The 16,287-nt window shown below is 56.1% G+C and carries 18 protein-coding genes; 8 read left to right on the forward strand and 10 right to left on the reverse strand.

Translation table 11 applies throughout. The features are described from left to right. The first annotated feature begins 24 nt into the window (after positions 1 to 24). On the forward strand, positions 25 to 426 hold the full coding sequence (locus tag ACQZ51_RS11085) for an SRPBCC family protein (RefSeq protein WP_448777179.1): 402 nt from the start codon (positions 25 to 27) through the stop codon (positions 424 to 426). A gap of 60 nt (positions 427 to 486) precedes the next feature. Here the strand turns inward: ACQZ51_RS11085 and ccoP are convergent, their stop codons facing one another. The 5 genes from ccoP to cobU form a co-directional block, all read right to left on the reverse strand. Further along, entirely contained in the window at positions 487 to 1,350 is an 864-nt protein-coding gene (gene ccoP, locus ACQZ51_RS11090; RefSeq protein ID WP_448777180.1) for a cytochrome-c oxidase, cbb3-type subunit III, read from the reverse strand. A gap of 2 nt (positions 1,351 to 1,352) precedes the next feature. Continuing rightward, positions 1,353 to 1,505 (reverse strand): CcoQ/FixQ family Cbb3-type cytochrome c oxidase assembly chaperone, encoded by a 153-nt coding sequence (locus ACQZ51_RS11095; protein ID WP_042619547.1) that lies wholly within the window; start codon positions 1,503 to 1,505, stop codon positions 1,353 to 1,355. Between the two features lie 11 nt (positions 1,506 to 1,516). Further along, entirely contained in the window at positions 1,517 to 2,248 is a 732-nt protein-coding gene (gene ccoO, locus ACQZ51_RS11100; RefSeq protein ID WP_448777182.1) for a cytochrome-c oxidase, cbb3-type subunit II, read from the reverse strand. Between the two features lie 11 nt (positions 2,249 to 2,259). Then, on the reverse strand, positions 2,260 to 3,882 hold the full coding sequence (gene ccoN, locus ACQZ51_RS11105; RefSeq protein ID WP_448777184.1) for a cytochrome-c oxidase, cbb3-type subunit I: 1,623 nt from the start codon (positions 3,880 to 3,882) through the stop codon (positions 2,260 to 2,262). Positions 3,883 to 4,054: 172 nt separating this feature from the next. Continuing rightward, complete coding sequence (gene cobU / locus ACQZ51_RS11110; RefSeq protein ID WP_448777186.1) at positions 4,055 to 4,579, reverse strand: bifunctional adenosylcobinamide kinase/adenosylcobinamide-phosphate guanylyltransferase; 525 nt, start codon at positions 4,577 to 4,579, stop codon at positions 4,055 to 4,057. Positions 4,580 to 5,032: 453 nt separating this feature from the next. Between cobU and ACQZ51_RS11115 the strand changes: the two genes are divergently transcribed. Then, a complete protein-coding gene (locus ACQZ51_RS11115) occupies positions 5,033 to 5,728 on the forward strand; it encodes a DUF599 domain-containing protein (RefSeq protein ID WP_448777188.1) in 696 nt (231 codons plus the stop codon). A 63-nt stretch (positions 5,729 to 5,791) separates the two neighbouring features. Next, positions 5,792 to 6,757, forward strand: a complete 966-nt coding sequence (locus ACQZ51_RS11120; RefSeq protein ID WP_448777190.1) for a DUF1624 domain-containing protein — start codon at positions 5,792 to 5,794, stop codon at positions 6,755 to 6,757. A 10-nt stretch (positions 6,758 to 6,767) separates the two neighbouring features. Here ACQZ51_RS11120 and ACQZ51_RS11125 read toward each other — a convergent pair whose 3' ends face one another. Together ACQZ51_RS11125 and mgtE are read right to left on the reverse strand one after the other, a co-directional pair. Further along, positions 6,768 to 7,154: a MerR family transcriptional regulator gene (locus tag ACQZ51_RS11125; protein ID WP_042619552.1), complete on the reverse strand. Its 387-nt coding sequence runs from the start codon at positions 7,152 to 7,154 to the stop codon at positions 6,768 to 6,770. A 163-nt stretch (positions 7,155 to 7,317) separates the two neighbouring features. Next, entirely contained in the window at positions 7,318 to 8,688 is a 1,371-nt protein-coding gene (gene mgtE, locus ACQZ51_RS11130; protein WP_448777575.1) for a magnesium transporter, read from the reverse strand. Positions 8,689 to 9,064: 376 nt separating this feature from the next. Here mgtE and ACQZ51_RS11135 point away from each other — a divergent pair, with 376 nt between their 5' ends. Genes ACQZ51_RS11135 through ACQZ51_RS11145 form a run of 3 tightly spaced genes read left to right on the forward strand, consistent with a single transcriptional unit; the run spans position 9,065 to position 12,207 of the window. After that, the gene (locus ACQZ51_RS11135; protein WP_448777192.1) at positions 9,065 to 11,368 is read left to right on the forward strand and encodes an FdhF/YdeP family oxidoreductase; all 2,304 of its coding nucleotides are present in this window, start codon (positions 9,065 to 9,067) and stop codon (positions 11,366 to 11,368) included. Next, positions 11,368 to 11,688: a hypothetical protein gene (locus ACQZ51_RS11140; protein WP_448777194.1), complete on the forward strand. Its 321-nt coding sequence runs from the start codon at positions 11,368 to 11,370 to the stop codon at positions 11,686 to 11,688. Before ACQZ51_RS11135 ends, ACQZ51_RS11140 begins: the two co-directional genes overlap by 1 nt. A 27-nt stretch (positions 11,689 to 11,715) precedes the next feature. After that, positions 11,716 to 12,207, forward strand: coding sequence for a peptide deformylase (locus ACQZ51_RS11145; protein ID WP_448777196.1), 492 nt, complete (start codon positions 11,716 to 11,718; stop codon positions 12,205 to 12,207). On the opposite strand, the gene ACQZ51_RS11150 is transcribed toward ACQZ51_RS11145, so the two are convergent. Further along, positions 12,208 to 12,630 (reverse strand): OsmC family protein, encoded by a 423-nt coding sequence (locus tag ACQZ51_RS11150; RefSeq protein WP_448777198.1) that lies wholly within the window; start codon positions 12,628 to 12,630, stop codon positions 12,208 to 12,210. It lies immediately after the preceding gene. Positions 12,631 to 12,757: 127 nt separating this feature from the next. Here ACQZ51_RS11150 and ACQZ51_RS11155 point away from each other — a divergent pair, with 127 nt between their 5' ends. Further along, positions 12,758 to 12,925 (forward strand): Thivi_2564 family membrane protein, encoded by a 168-nt coding sequence (locus ACQZ51_RS11155; protein ID WP_042619558.1) that lies wholly within the window; start codon positions 12,758 to 12,760, stop codon positions 12,923 to 12,925. A 76-nt stretch (positions 12,926 to 13,001) separates the two neighbouring features. On the opposite strand, the gene ACQZ51_RS11160 is transcribed toward ACQZ51_RS11155, so the two are convergent. Together ACQZ51_RS11160 and ACQZ51_RS11165 are read right to left on the reverse strand one after the other, a co-directional pair. Then, positions 13,002 to 13,838 carry a TolB family protein gene (locus tag ACQZ51_RS11160; RefSeq protein ID WP_448777577.1) on the reverse strand — a complete coding sequence of 279 codons (837 nt, stop codon included), beginning with the start codon at positions 13,836 to 13,838 and terminating at the stop codon, positions 13,002 to 13,004. A gap of 4 nt (positions 13,839 to 13,842) precedes the next feature. After that, positions 13,843 to 15,522 carry an NAD+ synthase gene (locus tag ACQZ51_RS11165; protein ID WP_448777200.1) on the reverse strand — a complete coding sequence of 560 codons (1,680 nt, stop codon included), beginning with the start codon at positions 15,520 to 15,522 and terminating at the stop codon, positions 13,843 to 13,845. 222 nt (positions 15,523 to 15,744) lie between these two features. Between ACQZ51_RS11165 and ACQZ51_RS11170 the strand changes: the two genes are divergently transcribed. After that, complete coding sequence (locus ACQZ51_RS11170) at positions 15,745 to 16,281, forward strand: DUF1003 domain-containing protein (RefSeq protein ID WP_448777202.1); 537 nt, start codon at positions 15,745 to 15,747, stop codon at positions 16,279 to 16,281. The last annotated feature ends 6 nt before the right edge of the window (positions 16,282 to 16,287 follow it).

Consider the following 16,287-nt stretch of genomic DNA (forward strand, 5'->3'; position numbering starts at 1 on the left):
ACGATCAGCGGGAGGAACAGAACCATGACGGTCATGCCATCACGCATCATCCATCTGTCCATCGTGCGGCCGTGGGAAGAGGTTTATGCCTTCGCATCCGATCCCGCTCGCATGCCCCAATGGGCTGCGGGACTTGCCACGGGGCTGGTGCAGGATGGAGAGGAATGGATCGCGTCCGGCCCGCTGGGGGATGTCAGGGTAAAATTTGCAGACCGAAACGAATTCGGCGTGATCGATCACCGCGTGACGCTGCCGGATGGACTGAAGGTCTATAATGCCTTTCGCGTCTCGCCAAATGGTGACGGTGCGGAGGTCGCTTTTACGCTGATGAAGCTGCCCGGCACGAGTGATGCGAATTTCGAGCGCGATGCGGCGATGGTACGCGCCGATCTTGAGAGGTTGAAGGCGTTGGTCGAGGGTGAATGAGGCCTGAAACCAGCCCTCATTCGTCTTTGTTGAACAGGTGGTGAGGTGAGATAAAGTCCCTTACTCGCCGCCGCCCAACGAATGGACAAACAGCGTCAGCTGCTTGACTGTCGTATCGCCAAGGCGGGCACCCCAAGCGGGCATTGCGCCATGCTTTGGAGCACGGACCTGGGCAATGATCCCGTCCTCGCCATTCGCCTTCAACCAGATTGCATCGGCAAGATTTGGCGCACCGAATTCGCGGTTGCCTTTTGCGTCTTCACCGTGGCACGAAGCGCAATTGTCTGCATAGACCTGACGACCTGGCTCCACCAGTGCGGCATTGTGCGGCGTGCCCGTAAGGCTCACAACATAAGCCGCGACCTGTTTGATCTCATCGCCTTTCAGAATTTCAGCGAAAGCAGGCATTTCCGACATGCGGGTATCGGCATCTTCATTGAAGCGGATGCCATGGGTGATGGTCGTGTGAATGGCATCCACATTGCCGCCCCAAAGCCAGTCGTCATCATTGAGGTTTGGATAGCCGTTTCCACCTTCCGCACCCGAGCCATGGCACTGGATACAGTTGACCTTAAACGCTGCCGCGCCGCCCGCCACTGCAAACTGCATGAGTTCGGGATCAGCCTTGATCTCATCAAAGGTCGATGAGGCAATCTTCTCCAGATAGACATTCTGTGCCGCCTTCGCGAGAGTGGTTTCAGCAACAAACTCTGCGCGGCTGTGCCAGCCGAGAAGTCCCTGAGTGCTGCCACTGATGAGCGGCCATGCGGGAAAGGCAATGGTGTAGCCAATGGCCCAGACGATGGTGACATAGAACGTCCACACCCACCAGCGCGGCATGGGGTTGTTGAGTTCGCGAATGCCGTCCCACTCGTGACCGGTGGTCGAGACGCCGCTGACGTCGTCAATGTGTTTATCGGACATGTTCAGTCCTCCTTGAGCGGAATGCTGGCAGCATCGTCTGCGGCTTTCTTGGACCCTGGACGAAGCGTGAAAACGACGACCCCTGCGAAGAACAGGGCCATGGCAAGCAAGCCCCAGCTATCGGCGAAGTGGCGCATGGCGGTATAGGTTTCCATGGTGCGCCTCCTCAGCGATAACCGGCGGCATCGTCATAGGTCGAGAAATCGACCAGCGTGCCGAGCATTTGCAGATAGGCAACCAGCGCATCCATTTCAGTCAGCTTTGCCGGATCACCGTCGAAATCGCCGATTTTCGCCTTCGGATAACGGGCCTCAAGGCTCGTTGTGTCGGCGTTGGGATCAGCCTGCGCGTGAAGATCAGCCACGGCTCTGTCGATCATTTCATCACTATAGGGAACGCCCACCATCCGGTTGGCCTTCAGGTCCATGGAAATGTTGGTGACCTTGAGTGGCGTGGTCTTCAGGAACGAGTAGCTGGGCATCACCGATTCCGGCACGACGTCACGCGGCTCGTTCAGATGCTGTACGTGCCACTCGTTGGAATAGCGCCCACCCAGACGCGCAAGGTCCGGCCCAGTGCGTTTCGAGCCCCACTGGAACGGGTGGTCGTACATGCTTTCCGCAGCAAGGCTGTAATGACCGTAACGCTCCACTTCGTCACGGAAAGGCCGGATCATCTGGCTGTGACAAACGTAGCAGCCCTCACGCAGATAGATGTTGCGGCCCGCCAGTTCGAGAGGTGAATAAGGCCGCATTCCCTCCACCTTCTCGATGGTATTTTCGAGGTAGAACAGCGGCGCGATTTCCACGATACCGCCGATGGCGACGACAGCCAGCGAACCGACGAGCAGCAAGGTTGCGTTTCGTTCGATGACGCCATGTTTGTCGAGAATGGACATGGTGAAACTCCTTATTCCGCCGGTTGCAGCTTGGGCGCGGCGGTCTTGAAGCCCGCTTCGTCACGCTGGTAGCCGAGAATTGTCATGGTTACGTTGTAGGCCATGATCAGCGCGCCTCCGAGGAACATGGCGCCGCCCAGTGCACGCAGCAGATAGTAAGGGAAGAGTGCGGCGACGGTTTCGGCAAAGGAGTAAACCAGGAAGCCCTGCGAGTCGTATTCGCGCCACATCAATCCCTGCTGGATGCCGGCTACCCACATGACGGCGGCGTAGACGACGATGCCGAGTGTTGCGAGCCAGAAGTGCCAGTTGACCATCTGCATGCTGTAGAGCCGTTCACGGTTCCACAATTTTGGCGTCAGGTAGTAGATCGCACCGAAGGTGATCATTCCGTTCCAGCCAAGAGCGCCGGAGTGAACATGGCCGATGGTCCAGTCGGTATAGTGGCTGAGCGAATTGACGGCCTTGATGGACATCATCGGGCCTTCGAACGTCGCCATGCCATAGAAAGCAACAGCCATGACCATCATACGAACGATAGGATCAGTACGGATCTTGTCCCATGCGCCAGACAGCGTCATCAGACCGTTGATCATGCCACCCCAGGACGGCATCCACAGCATGATGGAAAAGACCATGCCCAGCGTCTGCGCCCAGTCAGGCAGAGCCGTATAGTGCAGATGGTGCGGGCCAGCCCAGATATACATGAAGATCAACGCCCAGAAGTGGATGATCGACAAGCGGTAGGAATAGACCGGGCGGTTCACCTGCTTGGGAATGAAGTAGTACATCATGCCGAGGAAACCGGCGGTGAGGAAGAAGCCGACGGCGTTGTGCCCGTACCACCACTGTGTCAGCGCATCCTGTACGCCCGAGAAAGCGGAGTAGCTTTTCACCCCGAGAAACGAGACCGGCATCGACAGGTTGTTGACGATGTGCAGCATGGCGATGGTAACGATGAAGGCGAGGTAGAACCAGTTCGCAACATAGATGTGCGGCTCTTTCCGCTTCAGGATCGTACCCAGGAAGGTGATGAGATAACAGACCCAGACAATCGTCAGCCAGATATCTACATACCATTCAGGCTCGGCATATTCCTTGCTCTGGGTGATGCCCAGAAGGTAGCCGGTAGCCGCCATGATGATGAAGAGATTGTAACCCCAGAACACGAACCAACCGAGATCGCCGCCGAACAACCGTGCCCGCGATGTGCGCTGGACGACATAAAAAGACGTTGCAATCAGCGCGTTGCCGCCGAACGCAAAAATCACAGCTGAGGTGTGGAGTGGGCGAACGCGACCGAAATTGAACCAGGGTTCGACGTTGAGGTCGGGAAAAGCCAGTTGCAGGGCAATGACGACGCCCACGAGGAAACCGACAACACCCCAAAATACGGTGGCAATCACGCCATAGCGAATGACCCCATCGAAATACTCCGACTGAAGCCGTGCTTTTTCAGCAGGATCGACTGGTGCAAAGGAAACGAAGCGCAGCATGATGGCCGCGCCCGTCAACAGCACGAAAAACAGCACCCACATATGGGCGGCAAAAAGATCATCGTAGGCGAAAGCCGCCCCGAGTAGCGCGAGGAAGGCACCGATGCCGACCGTCGCAATTCCTAATACAGAGTTCATTGTTGGTTTCCCCCAACGTCATCGCAGATAAGACGCTGGGCAGGCACCACTCATGAAGGCGGCAAACGTGCTTTCGCGTCATCTGCTGCTTTGACACCGCTAGGGGCAAGCGGCCTTGATCCATATCAAGTCGGGGCAATGGAAGGTGGAGCGCAAAATCGCTTAAGAGCGATCAGCCCTTTATTTTGAGGGGCAACCCAGCGGCAATGAAGTAAACCTCACTGGCAACAGCTGCGATCTGCTGGTGCAGGCGTCCGGAATGATCGCGAAACTGCCGAGCCATGCGATTATCGGGCACGATTCCGAGGCCCACCTCGTTGGAAACAAAGACGATTTTGGCCTTTGCCTGGCTGGCATGCGCAACCAGAGGCGCAAACGCGTCCTCTACGTTCACGCCCTCCTCCAGCATCAAATTGGTCACCCAAAGCGTCAGACAATCGACGAGGATGGTGTTATCAGGATGATCCAGCCGCTTGAGCGTGTCGGTCAGCGCCAGCGGTTCTTCATGCGTCTCCCAGCCCTCGCCACGGCGGTCGCGATGATGAAGGATGCGCTCCTTCATTTCGTCATCCCATGCCCGACCAGTGGCTATGTAATGCGCCCGCCCCTCTTGCGAGAGAACCATCTGCTCGGCAAACGCAGACTTGCCCGAGCGAGCACCGCCAAGGACAAGCACACAGCGGGACGCATCAAGCATTCGATATATCATTCAATGGGATTGAAAACGATCCGGCTGCCTCTGCGACATCAGTCGCAAGCCTGGCAGCGTTTGACGGGAAAAGAGAACGATTCGTAGATATGGAGGCGTTCTCCCGGTCAATCCCGTCACACTCACCCGGTAGTGAAACCAAGCCAATTTGCCCGTCCACACAATGCGGACATGTCAGCAAACGTGCTCGGCTCAAAAGCGCCGGATCGTCATCTAAAAATAGGGATGATCCGTGACATTGTCAAACTAAGAGGATGCACAGCCGGTACGAAAAACCAAATCCGGCGTGCAGCAACACCAATGCCGGTATTTTGTTACCATACAGTTAGCGCCGACACAGAAAGAACGGATGGATGATTTTCCAGCCAGATTGCCATGCGGTCAAATCCCCTCAATATAGCGCGGGAGATTCGGACCAAGAGCCAAAGGTAGACAGCAATCATGACGACCATTGATTACGTAGCGTTGATCGTTTTTTTGGTGCTGTGGATTGCCTACACCTACATCACCACGGCAAAAACGCCATTTTCACGCACAAGCCTCAATCAGGCGATGGGAGAACGTCGCCGTCAGTGGATCTACAATTCACTGACCCGCGACCTGAAAATGATCGATACGCAAATCATGGCGGGCTTGCAGAATGGCACTGCCTTCTTTGCCTCTACCTCCATATTTGCTATCGGCGGATGCTTCGCGCTGCTTGGCGCAACGGATCAGGTCGAATCCGTATTCCGGGATCTGCCCTTCGTTCACTATGCTGGCCGCACTGCCTTTGAGCTGAAGGTCATGGGGCTGACCTGTCTCTTCGGCTATGCTTTCTTCAAATTTGGTTGGTCCTACCGTCTGTTCAACTACTGCACCATTCTCTTTGGTGGCATGCCAATGATGCATCAGACCAATGAGAACCGGCAGGCAGCGGAGCGTGCCGCTGAAAAAGTTATTCGCATGAACATCATCGCCGCGAAAAACTTTAACGAGGGCCTCAGAACCATCTTCTTTTCCATCGGCTATCTCGGCTGGTTCATCAGCCCCTACGTTTTTATGGCGACGACGGTCATCATCATGGTGGCACTGTTGCGTCGGCAGTTCTTCTCGGAAGCGCGGCTCGCCATTATGGACGACCCGAAAGCGCCATGAAATCGCCGTACTTCACAGGCGAAGCGCTGCGAATAGATTGTTACCGTTGCGAAGGACGGATGTATGAGTGAAGTTCCGGCAACGGCTGATATTACACGATCAAAAGGCCGAATTGGCGCACTGGATACATTGCGCGGCATCGCCCTCATTGCCATGGCAAGCTACCACTTTACCTGGGATCTGGAGATGTTCGGATATCTGGATCCGGGCACGGCAACGCAGGGCTGGTGGCGGCTTTATGCGCGTGGAATAGCCAGTACGTTTCTGTTTCTGGCCGGTTTCAGCCTGTACCTTGCGCATCGGCGCGGCGTGCACTGGCCATCCTACGGCAAACGTTTTGCCATGGTCGCTGGAGCTGCACTCCTGATCTCTGTCGCGACCTATTTTGCGGTGCCGGACGGCTGGATTTTCTTTGGCATTCTCCACAATATCGCGACTGCCAGCCTGCTAGGCCTGCTGTTCCTGCGGCTTCCCTTCTTCGTGACGCTGGTTTTTGCAGCGCTTGCCCTTGTCGCACCGCGTTATCTCAGCTCAGACGCGTTCAATCCCATCTGGTTGTCATGGATCGGATTGTCGACCGCGCCTCCTCGCTCAAACGACTACGTCCCACTGCTGCCTTTTCTGGCACCGTTTCTTCTGGGGCTGGCGATCTCCCAATTCGTAACGCCACGCGGCTGGCTTGATCGCTTCAGGAAGCCCAGCGGGCGGAAGAATATTCTGGCTCTGTTCGGGCGCCACAGTCTTGCATTCTACTTAGTCCACCAGCCGGTGCTGATCGCCATCGTGTACGTGGCGTCAATCATCCTGCCTCCTCCACCCATCGATCAGGTGGAAGCATACAAGAAGAGCTGTGAGGTAAGCTGTCTTCAGCAACAAAATGATGTGGATCTTTGCCAGCGCTTCTGCGGCTGCACCCTGGAAAAGCTGCAGGCGGAAAGCCTGTTTGAGCCGATGGTGACAAATACACTCGCTGAGGCGCAGCAGTCCAAAATCGGCGAGATCGCCGCTCAATGCTCACGCGAGATGTAGTGGGTATCGATCAGGTACCAACGCCGATTTCGGCTAGCCGCGTCAGGCATGCTTCTTCGACATTGTCCAATTCCAGAAGCGTTTCCTCTATGTCCTTACGCTTCTGGCGAAGGTCGGCACGCTTCTCGTCAACCTTTTTCATCAGAAGCTCAAGCTGCCCGGACTCGCCCGGTGGCTCTTTGTAGACCTGAATGATTTCTCGGATTTCGGCGATGGTGAAGCCAATACGTCTGCCGCGCAGTATTTCCTGAATGAGCCTGCGATCTGCCATGCGAAACAGTCGCGTGCGCCCACGACGCTCAGGATGAATAAGGCCCTCATCCTCATAAAAACGAAGAGTGCGGGTGGAGACCCCGAATTCACGCGTCAGTTCCGTAATGCTATAATACTTGTTCAAAGCTTCATCCGATTCTGGAGCACAGGACCGAAAATGAAAGACAGTTTTCAGAGTATCCGGCGCTCAAACAACAAGATAGAATGACGAAGCACATCGGGCCTCATAACTCTTCTTCATGTCTGACACTATGATTGACCTTCACGTAAAAGTCAATTTTGAGGCATTAGCCGGAAATACCAAACCACCAAGTGGCCAGGCCGAGGAAAGAGAAGAAACCGACTATGTCGGTGACCGCAGTGACGAAGACAGCCGAGGATACTGCAGGGTCTGCGCCGAACTTGTCGAGCAGTAGCGGAATGATGATGCCGGCTATCGCCGCTGCGAACATGTTGATGAGCATCGCCGTTGCAATGATGCCGCCAAGATTGACGTCGTTGAACCACAGACCGGCGATGACGCCGATGGCACAGCCAAACAGCGCGCCATTGAGAAGGCCAACGCCCGCTTCACGCCTTATGATGCGGGACGCGTTGTGGATATCGAGGTTTTTGGTTGCCAGCGCCCGCACTGACACGGTCATTGTCTGTGATCCGGCGTTGCCGCCCATGCCAGCAACGATTGGCATGAGGATAGCCAGCGCCACGATCTGTTCGATAGTCGCATCAAAAAGACCGATCACGGATGCGGCCATGAAGGCGGTGATCAGGTTGACGGCCAGCCACGGTACGCGCGAGCGCGAGGTAACCGCAATCGAGTCGGAAAGCTCTTCGTCACCCACGCCGCCAAGGCGCAGCAAGTCTTCCTCCGCCTCTTCCTGCATCACGTCGACAACGTCATCGATGGTGAGAACACCCACCAGACGGCCATTATCATCCACGACAGCAGCGGAGAGAAGGTCGTATTGCTCGAAGAGTTGCGCGGCTTCTTCCTGGTCCATCTCGGCTGCAATCGGATGGTTCGTCTCATGCATGATCGTTTCGATCTTCACCTGCCGCTTGGACCGCAGCAGCCGGTCAAGATCGAGAGCGCCAACCAGCTTGAAGGTTGGATCAACGACGAAGATTTGTGAAAAGGATTCGGGAAGCTCCTCTTCCTCGCGCATGTAGTCGATGGTTTGGCCGACGGTCCAGAAAGGTGGCACAGCCACGAACTCCGTCTGCATACGGCGACCAGCCGAGCTTTCCGGATAATCGAGTGCGCGCAGCAACCGCACCCGCTCGGTAAACGGCATCTGCGCAAGAATGTCCTCGCGGTCTTCGCGGTCCATGTCTTCGAGAATGTAGACGGCGTCATCCGAATCCATCTCGCCGATACCGGCTGCAATCTGGTCATTCGGCATCTGCTCGACGATGTCGAGACGAATCGCCTCATCCACCTCGGTCAGCGCCGTCATGTCAAAATCGGAGCCCAGCAGGCGCACCATGGCGTGGCGCTGCTCTGGCAAAATGGATTCCAAGAGGTCGCCGAGTTCCGATTCGTGCAGGCGAGCGACGTTCTGCCTTAGGAAAAGCACATCCCGATCACCAATAGCGGCACCCACCATCGCCAGAAAGTCGGAGCGTATGGAGCCGTCTTCAGCATAGATGTCGGCCATAATATCGGGCCGCTTGGCGTCTTCCGGCACGGAATGATGGTCGTCCGCTTGCGTCAAATTACGCCCCTTTATCCGGTAAACTGCCTGCTTCGCCAAAGTGCAGGAGAATGGCTTTAAAAAGCGTAATGTCAACAACAGGATAGGAGAAAAGGCGAGCGCTTGCTATGGATTATCAACGAGATGGCAACTCATTCGCGATAAAGAAGTGCGAGAAAGTCTCAGCGAATTCAGCGTTCAATTTCGAAACTCGCTCAGTTACGAGTTGACATGTGTCAGTTATCCGGGAATCTGAAACAAAATGCTGCAATAATCACCGCACCTGCATGGCACAGGCAACGGGCAGCAGGCAAAATTTAGATAAGAAAGAGACCTTATAATGGGCAAGATGGATTTCATCGGCAAGGCTTCCAGCGCGGCTGGCGGTTGGGGCGCACTCAAGAGCGTGGGCAAGCGCCTTCTGGAATCGGGCGCTCCGATTTCAGGCGCAAGAACTCTGCTGAAAGCAAACCAGCCCGATGGTTTCGATTGTCCCGGTTGCGCATGGGGAGATCCAGCCCATGGTTCATCTTTCGAGTTCTGCGAAAACGGCGTGAAGGCCGTTGCCTGGGAAGCCACGGAAGCGCGTGTGCCGCCAGACTTCTTTGCCAACCACACGGTATCTGCCCTCCGCAAATGGTCGGATTACGAGCTGGAAAAGCAGGGTCGCCTAACAAATCCACTTCGTTACGACCGGGCAACCGACACATATCTGCCGGTGAGCTGGGACGCCGCCTTTGCTGAAATCGGCAAGGTCCTCAACAGTCTGGATAGCCCTGACCGCGCCGAGTTCTACACGTCCGGCCGCGCCTCCAATGAGGCTGCCTTCCTCTATCAGCTGATGGTCCGTCTTTACGGCACAAACAATTTTCCCGATTGCTCCAACATGTGCCACGAAGCCAGCGGCGTTGGCTTGAAGGCTTCTGTCGGCGTGGGCAAAGGCACCGTTCTTCTGGAAGATTTCGAAAAAGCGGACGCTATTTTCGTCATCGGCCAAAACCCCGGCACCAACCACCCGCGCATGCTGGGTGACTTGCGCCGTGCGGCCATTCGTGGCGCACGCATTGCCGTGTTCAACCCTATCCGTGAGAAGGGTCTGGAGCGGTTTACTGATCCGCAAGACAAGCTGGAAATGATCACCGGCGGCAATACCAAGATTGCGACGAATTACTACCAGCCCCGCCAGGGTGGCGACATGGCTGCTGTGCGCGGCATGAGCAAGGCCGTATTCGCAGCGGATGATGCCGCCCGCGCCGCTGGAAAGCCTGCAGTCATCGACTATGATTTCCTCAATGAGCACGCTGTCGAGTTCGAAGCCTACCGCGCCGCTGTGGACGCAACATCATGGGAAGCCATCATTGACCAGTCCGGCCTGACGCGCGAGCAGATCGAGGAAGCGGCGGGCATTTACATGGCGTCGAATGCCGTCATTGCCACATGGGCAATGGGCATCACCCAGCACAAACACTCCGTCATCATCATCAGAGAAATCACCAACTTCATGCTGCTGCGCGGCAATATCGGTCGCCCCGGTGCTGGTCTCTGCCCGGTGCGCGGCCACTCGAATGTTCAGGGCGACCGCACTGTCGGTATCGATGAGAAGGCGCCACCTGCCCTCCTCGACGCTCTGGAAAAAGAACTCGGCGTGCCGATGCCGCGCAACCGTGGCCACAACACTGTCGAAGCCATCTCGGCAATGCTCGATGGCAAGGCGCAAGCCTTCATCGCCCTAGGCGGCAACTTCCTGCGCGCAACACCGGACAGCCCGCTGATTATCAAGGCTTTCGAAAAGCAGAAGCTGACGGTCAACATCGCCACCAAGCTCAATCACTCGCACCTCGTTCCCGGCGAAACATCCTTCATCCTGCCCTGCCTCGGCCGCACAGAAATCGACCGAAACTCTCAGGGCAAGCCCCAGATCGTGACCGTGGAAGACTCCATGAGCATGGTGCACGGCTCGGGCGGTATCAACGAACCCGCATCGCCGGAACTGCGCTCGGAAATCGCCATCGTGGCCGGCATTGCCCAGGCGACGCTTGGCAATGAGCGCGTGAACTGGAACGCACTTGCAGACGATTACGATCTCATCCGTGACATGATCGAACGTGTCATTGTCGGATTCCATAATTTCAACGAGCGCGTCCGCGTGCCGCGTGGTTTCCATCTGCGCAATGCTGCAGCAGAACGCGAGTGGAACACGCCTGCCAAGAAGGCAACGTTCTTCACCGGCCCACTGCCGGAAAAGACCGAGCATCAGGAAGCTCTCACCAAGCGAGGGGTTTTCGTGCTGCAGACATTCCGCAGCCATGACCAGTACAACACCACCATCTACGGCATGGATGACCGTTACCGCGGCGTTTATGGCGAGCGTCAGGTCATCTTCATGAACCCGAAAGACATGGAAGCACTCGGCGCCCATGCCAAGCAGCGCGTGGACGTGATCGGTGAATATGGTGATGGCGTAGAGCGCATGGCCGAAAACTTCCGCCTGGTGCCCTACAACATTCCAGAAGGCAGCATCGGCGGATATTATCCTGAGCTGAACGTGCTGGTGCCGCTTCACAGCTATGGCGAAGGCAGCTTCACACCAACGTCTAAGTCGGTTCTCGTGTCGGTGCGCCTGCGCGCAGAAACAGCTGCCTGATGAACGAAGATCAATCCGCAGCGCGCTTCATGGCCGTTGTGGAACAGATCAGCCAGACGGCCCCTGTCGCGCTTGACGCGACGGGGGCCGCACTGATTGCAGCCGTCCACTTCGGTGTCGGCACGGACAGCCGTAGTCTTTCCAACAAGCTCGGCATTGAGCACGCGCTTGTTTTGCGTGAAATAAATACTCTGTCGGGGCGATTTCTGACTATCGGCAAGCGTGACCCAAGAACGCAGCGGACATGGGTGGCACTGACAAGCGAGGCCGGTGAGCTTGCAAGCTCCGCCTCGGATGTGGCACTCCAAGACCCGCTTTAAGCCTCATGGAATGAATGGAATATCGACATGGCAATCCGTTCCATCGTGACCTATCCACATGTAGCGCTTTCAACCCACTGCGAACCGGTCAAAGACTTTGGCCCTTCGCTTGCGGAGCTGGAAAAGGATTTGCTCGACACGATGCGCGCCGCGCCCGGCGTCGGCATTACCGCCGCCCATATCGGCGTCCTCAAACGCGTCTTCGTGCTGGAACTCACACCCGGCGCGGTGCGCACCTATGTCAACGCTGAAATAAGCGAGCTATCCGGTGAGACAATGCGGCACATGGAAGGCAGCGTTTCCATGCCGGGCTTTACCGAGGAGGTCGAGCGGCCATCACGTGTGAAGCTTCGGTATCAGGACGTGTCAGGCTCGTGGCATGATGAGCAGTCGGATGGTTTCCACGCGATCTGCATTCAGCATGAAATCGATCAGCTGAACGGCGTGTTCTGGCTGAAGCGCCTGTCGAAACTCAAGCGGGACCGTCTTATCCGCAAATGGGAAAAAGCGCACCGCTGATCATTCCACCGCAAGCGTAAAGCGCGCATCGCCCCGCAGCGTGTTGCTGACGGTGCATATCTCTTCCGCTCTGTGCGCTATGGCGAGTTTGGTGTCCTCATCAAAATCGCCACGGATAGTCAACCGTACATCAAAGCTTATGATCCGCGAAGGCTCCTCATCGGACTTCTCACCTGTAACTTGCGCCTGCACACCCTCAAAACGATTGAGAATGCCCATCTCGCTGGCGGCAATGCGCGCGCTGAGAACCATGCAGGCGGCAAGCGATGCGTAGAGCAAATCAAGCGGGTTAAACCCGGGGTCAGACGCGCCTGTGACCACTGGCATCGTGCCGCCGGTCGGCGTTTCGAGATGCGGATGACCATTACGGCCCAATGTGGCAGATGCACCGGTCTTGCGTTTTCTGATCCTGATCTCGCTCAAGCCACCCTCACATTCGAATTGTCGAAAATTACATTTTGCACAATGGAACCAAAAGACGCTGTCGCGGTTCTACTCACGGAACGGTGATGAACCGTTACGGATTTATCGAAAATAGGAGCTGGGACACATGGTTACTGGTACACTCGTTAGCATTCTCATCACATTTCTGGTCATCGTACTTATTCTTTGGCTGATCAACCGCCTGCCCGTTGGCGGCAGCGCGAAGCAGATCGCTCAGGTTATCGTCATCATCATCGGTATTATTTCGTTGCTGAAGTACCTCGCAGTATTTTAAGCGACAAGACTTTTATGTCTGAGAGCCCGACCCAGGTGTCATGCCTTGGTCGGGCTTTTTTGTGCGATTTCAGCTTTCACGCGGGGAAATATCTGACATAGGCAAATTCGTCACCGGCAGGTGACCAGTTGGGAGAGTTCATCGTACCCTGCCCGCCAAACAGATCAAAAAGCGTTTCCGCATTGCCGCCATCCATATCCATCAGTCGCACCCGCACTTTCAGATCGCGTGGATGGTCGAAAACATCGGCATCGTAAGAGACGAAGACGATCTTGTCACCCACGGGTGACGGATGCGGAAACCAGTCTCCAAACTCGCTGTCGGTGATACGCTCAACCTCGCCGCCGCCAACCGGCACGCGCCAAATTTGCATCCGGCCCGTGCGGCTGGAGTTGAAATAGATCCACCGACCATCCGCCGAATAGTCAGGCCCATCATTGCGACCTTCGCCGTGGGTCAAGCGCGTCTCTTCGCCGCTTTCGATATCCATGGAATAGATATCGAATATCTGATCGCGGATGCCACAATAGGCAAAGCTTTTGCTATCAGGTGCCCAGCCGTGCCAGTACGACGGCAGATTGTGCGTCATCAGCTTAGGCGTTCCGCCTGCTGACGGCAGTAGATATATCGCGCTTTTGCCGAATTCGATCTTATCGGAAATTGCGATCATCGACCCATCCGGCGAAATGCCGTGGTCATTGTTGCACTGCGTCGCAAAGCCGGTGTCGAGAACAAGCGGCAATACGTCACCAGTCAGAGACAGCCGATACATCAGCCCCTCGCTGTTGAGCAGAAGAGACTGCCCATCCGGCGACCAGTTGGGCGCCTCAAACAGTTCCGGCGTCTGCCACACCACCCGGTTTTGCCGGGTGCGGATGTTGAAGATTTCAACGGAACTGCGAAGCTTTTCGATCACATCATCTGTCCCGGAAGCGGTTGGTGATGGGGTAGCGCCTGTCACGACCGAAGTTCTTCTTGGTGATCTTCACGCCCGGCGCAGACTGTCTGCGTTTGTATTCGGCAAGATAAAGCAAATGTTCGATGCGGTGCACCGTCGCCAGATCATGTCCGCGCGCGATGATATCGTCCACAGACATTTCCAGCTCCACGAGGCATTCCAAGATGTCATCCAGCACCGGATAGGGCGGCAGGGAGTCCTGGTCGGTCTGGTTGGGGCGCAGCTCGGCAGAGGGTGCCTTCGAAATGATATTGGCGGGAATAACCTCGCCCGAAGGGCCAAGCGCCGTTGGCGGCACGTGACTGTTTCTCCACGCTGAGATCGCATAGACCTGCATTTTGTAAAGGTCTTTGATCGGATTGAAACCGCCGTTCATGTCACCATAGAGCGTGGCATATCCAACCGACATTTCCGATTTATTGCCTGTGGTGACAACCATCGAGCCAAACTTGTTGGAGACCGCCATGAGAATGGTGCCACGGGCGCGGCTTTGCAGGTTTTCTTCTGTAATGCCTTCTTCGGTACCTTCGAACAGTTCAGCCAAGGACGACAGGAAACCATCCACCGGATCGGCAATCGGAACGATATCGTAGCGGCATCCAAGAGCCTTGGCGCAATCGGCGGCGTCCTTCAGGCTGTCTTCCGACGTGTAACGATAGGGAAGCATGATGCAACGCACGCGTTCCTCGCCCAAGGCGTCCACAGCAAGTGCTGCGCATATGGCGGAATCGATGCCGCCGGATAGGCCGAGCACGACGCTTTTGAAGCCATTCTTATTGACGTAATCCCGGAAGCCCAGCATGCAGGCGCGGTAATCCGCCTCCTCGCCTTCGGGGATCTGCGAGAATGGGCCTTCGCTGCAACGCCAGCCGTTTTCAGTACGTCTCCAGTCCGTCACTGCCAGTGTCGTCTCGAACTGGCTCATCTGGAACGCCAGCGTCTTGTCCGCATTGAAGGCAAAACTTGCGCCGTCGAACACGAGCTCGTCCTGCCCACCAACCTGGTTCGCAAAAACAAGCGGCAGACCGCTCTCAATGACCTGGCGCAAAGCCACCTGATGGCGCACATCCACCTTGCCGCGATAGTAAGGTGAACCGTTGGGAACCAGCAGAATTTCCGCACCGCTTTCGGCCAGCGTCTCGCAGATGCCAAGATCGTTCCAGATTTCCTCGCAGATCGGAATGCCAATGCGGACACCTCTGAAATTATAGGGTCCGGAAATCGAGCCTTCCGAGAACACGCGCTTCTCGTCGAACTCGCCGTAATTCGGCAAATCGACCTTGTCGCGCAGCGCAATAATCTTGCCGCCATCAACCAGCGCTACCGAGTTATGGCGCCCTGCCTCGCCCTGACGGGGAAAGCCGATGATGACACCCGGGCCGCCATCGGCGGTGTCGGCCGCCAGATCTTCCACGGCCTTCAGGCACGATTTCAAAAAGGCAGGTTTCAACACCAGATCTTCCGGCGGGTAACCGGAGATGAACAACTCGCTGAGCAGCAGCAGGTCTGCACCCTGCGAAGCCGCATCGGCGCGGGCCTGACGCGCCAGGGCAAGATTGCCCACGACATCGCCGACGGTTGGGTTGAACTGCCCGACGGCAATCCGCAAAATACTTGGATCAATCTGTGCTTGGCTCATGTCACTTATCTACCGCGCTGATGCCCGCGGTGCAACGCAGGCCATTAAGGTCTCTCACAAAAAACAGAACCACTGACATATGGACCGCCCCACCCGCTCCCCACATAAGCGGATGGAAATGTTTACCGCGAATTCATTTGAATTCCACACGCACAGCCGCTTATTTCGATAGAACGGTGGACGCCAGGTTTCGAATTGTCCCCGGCTGACTGGAGACCAACAATGTCTGCAATTCCCGAATATATCGCCTCACATTTCACACGCTCATCCAGAAACATCGGAGAGGCAGAAAAGCGCATTTTGAAAATTGCGCATGAGAAAAAACTCATCTCAACCGATACCAATGCCGCATTCTCGAAGGGCTCGTCTTTTGGAGAACGCTTGGCTGATGGCATCGCTCGGGTTGGCGGTTCATGGGGTTTCATCATCAGCTTCATGGTTTTTCTTCTGGCATGGGTTATCATCAACACCATCGTCCTGACCTCGCACGCCTTCGACCCTTATCCCTTTATCTTCCTCAACCTCATTCTCTCCATGCTCGCAGCCATCCAGGCGCCGATTATCATGATGTCTCAGAACAGGCAGGCAACACGTGACCGATTCGACGCGGAGAAGGATTATGAGGTCAATCTGAAGGCTGAACTGGAAGTACTTTCCCTTCACGAGAAAATCGACAACCGAGTTCTGGCCGAACTGGCGGCATTGAGAAGCGATATCGCCCGCCTTCACAGCCGCGAGACCGGCGAAGAAACAAAATAGACGAGT

Source organism: Agrobacterium sp. CG674 (assembly GCF_053521645.1).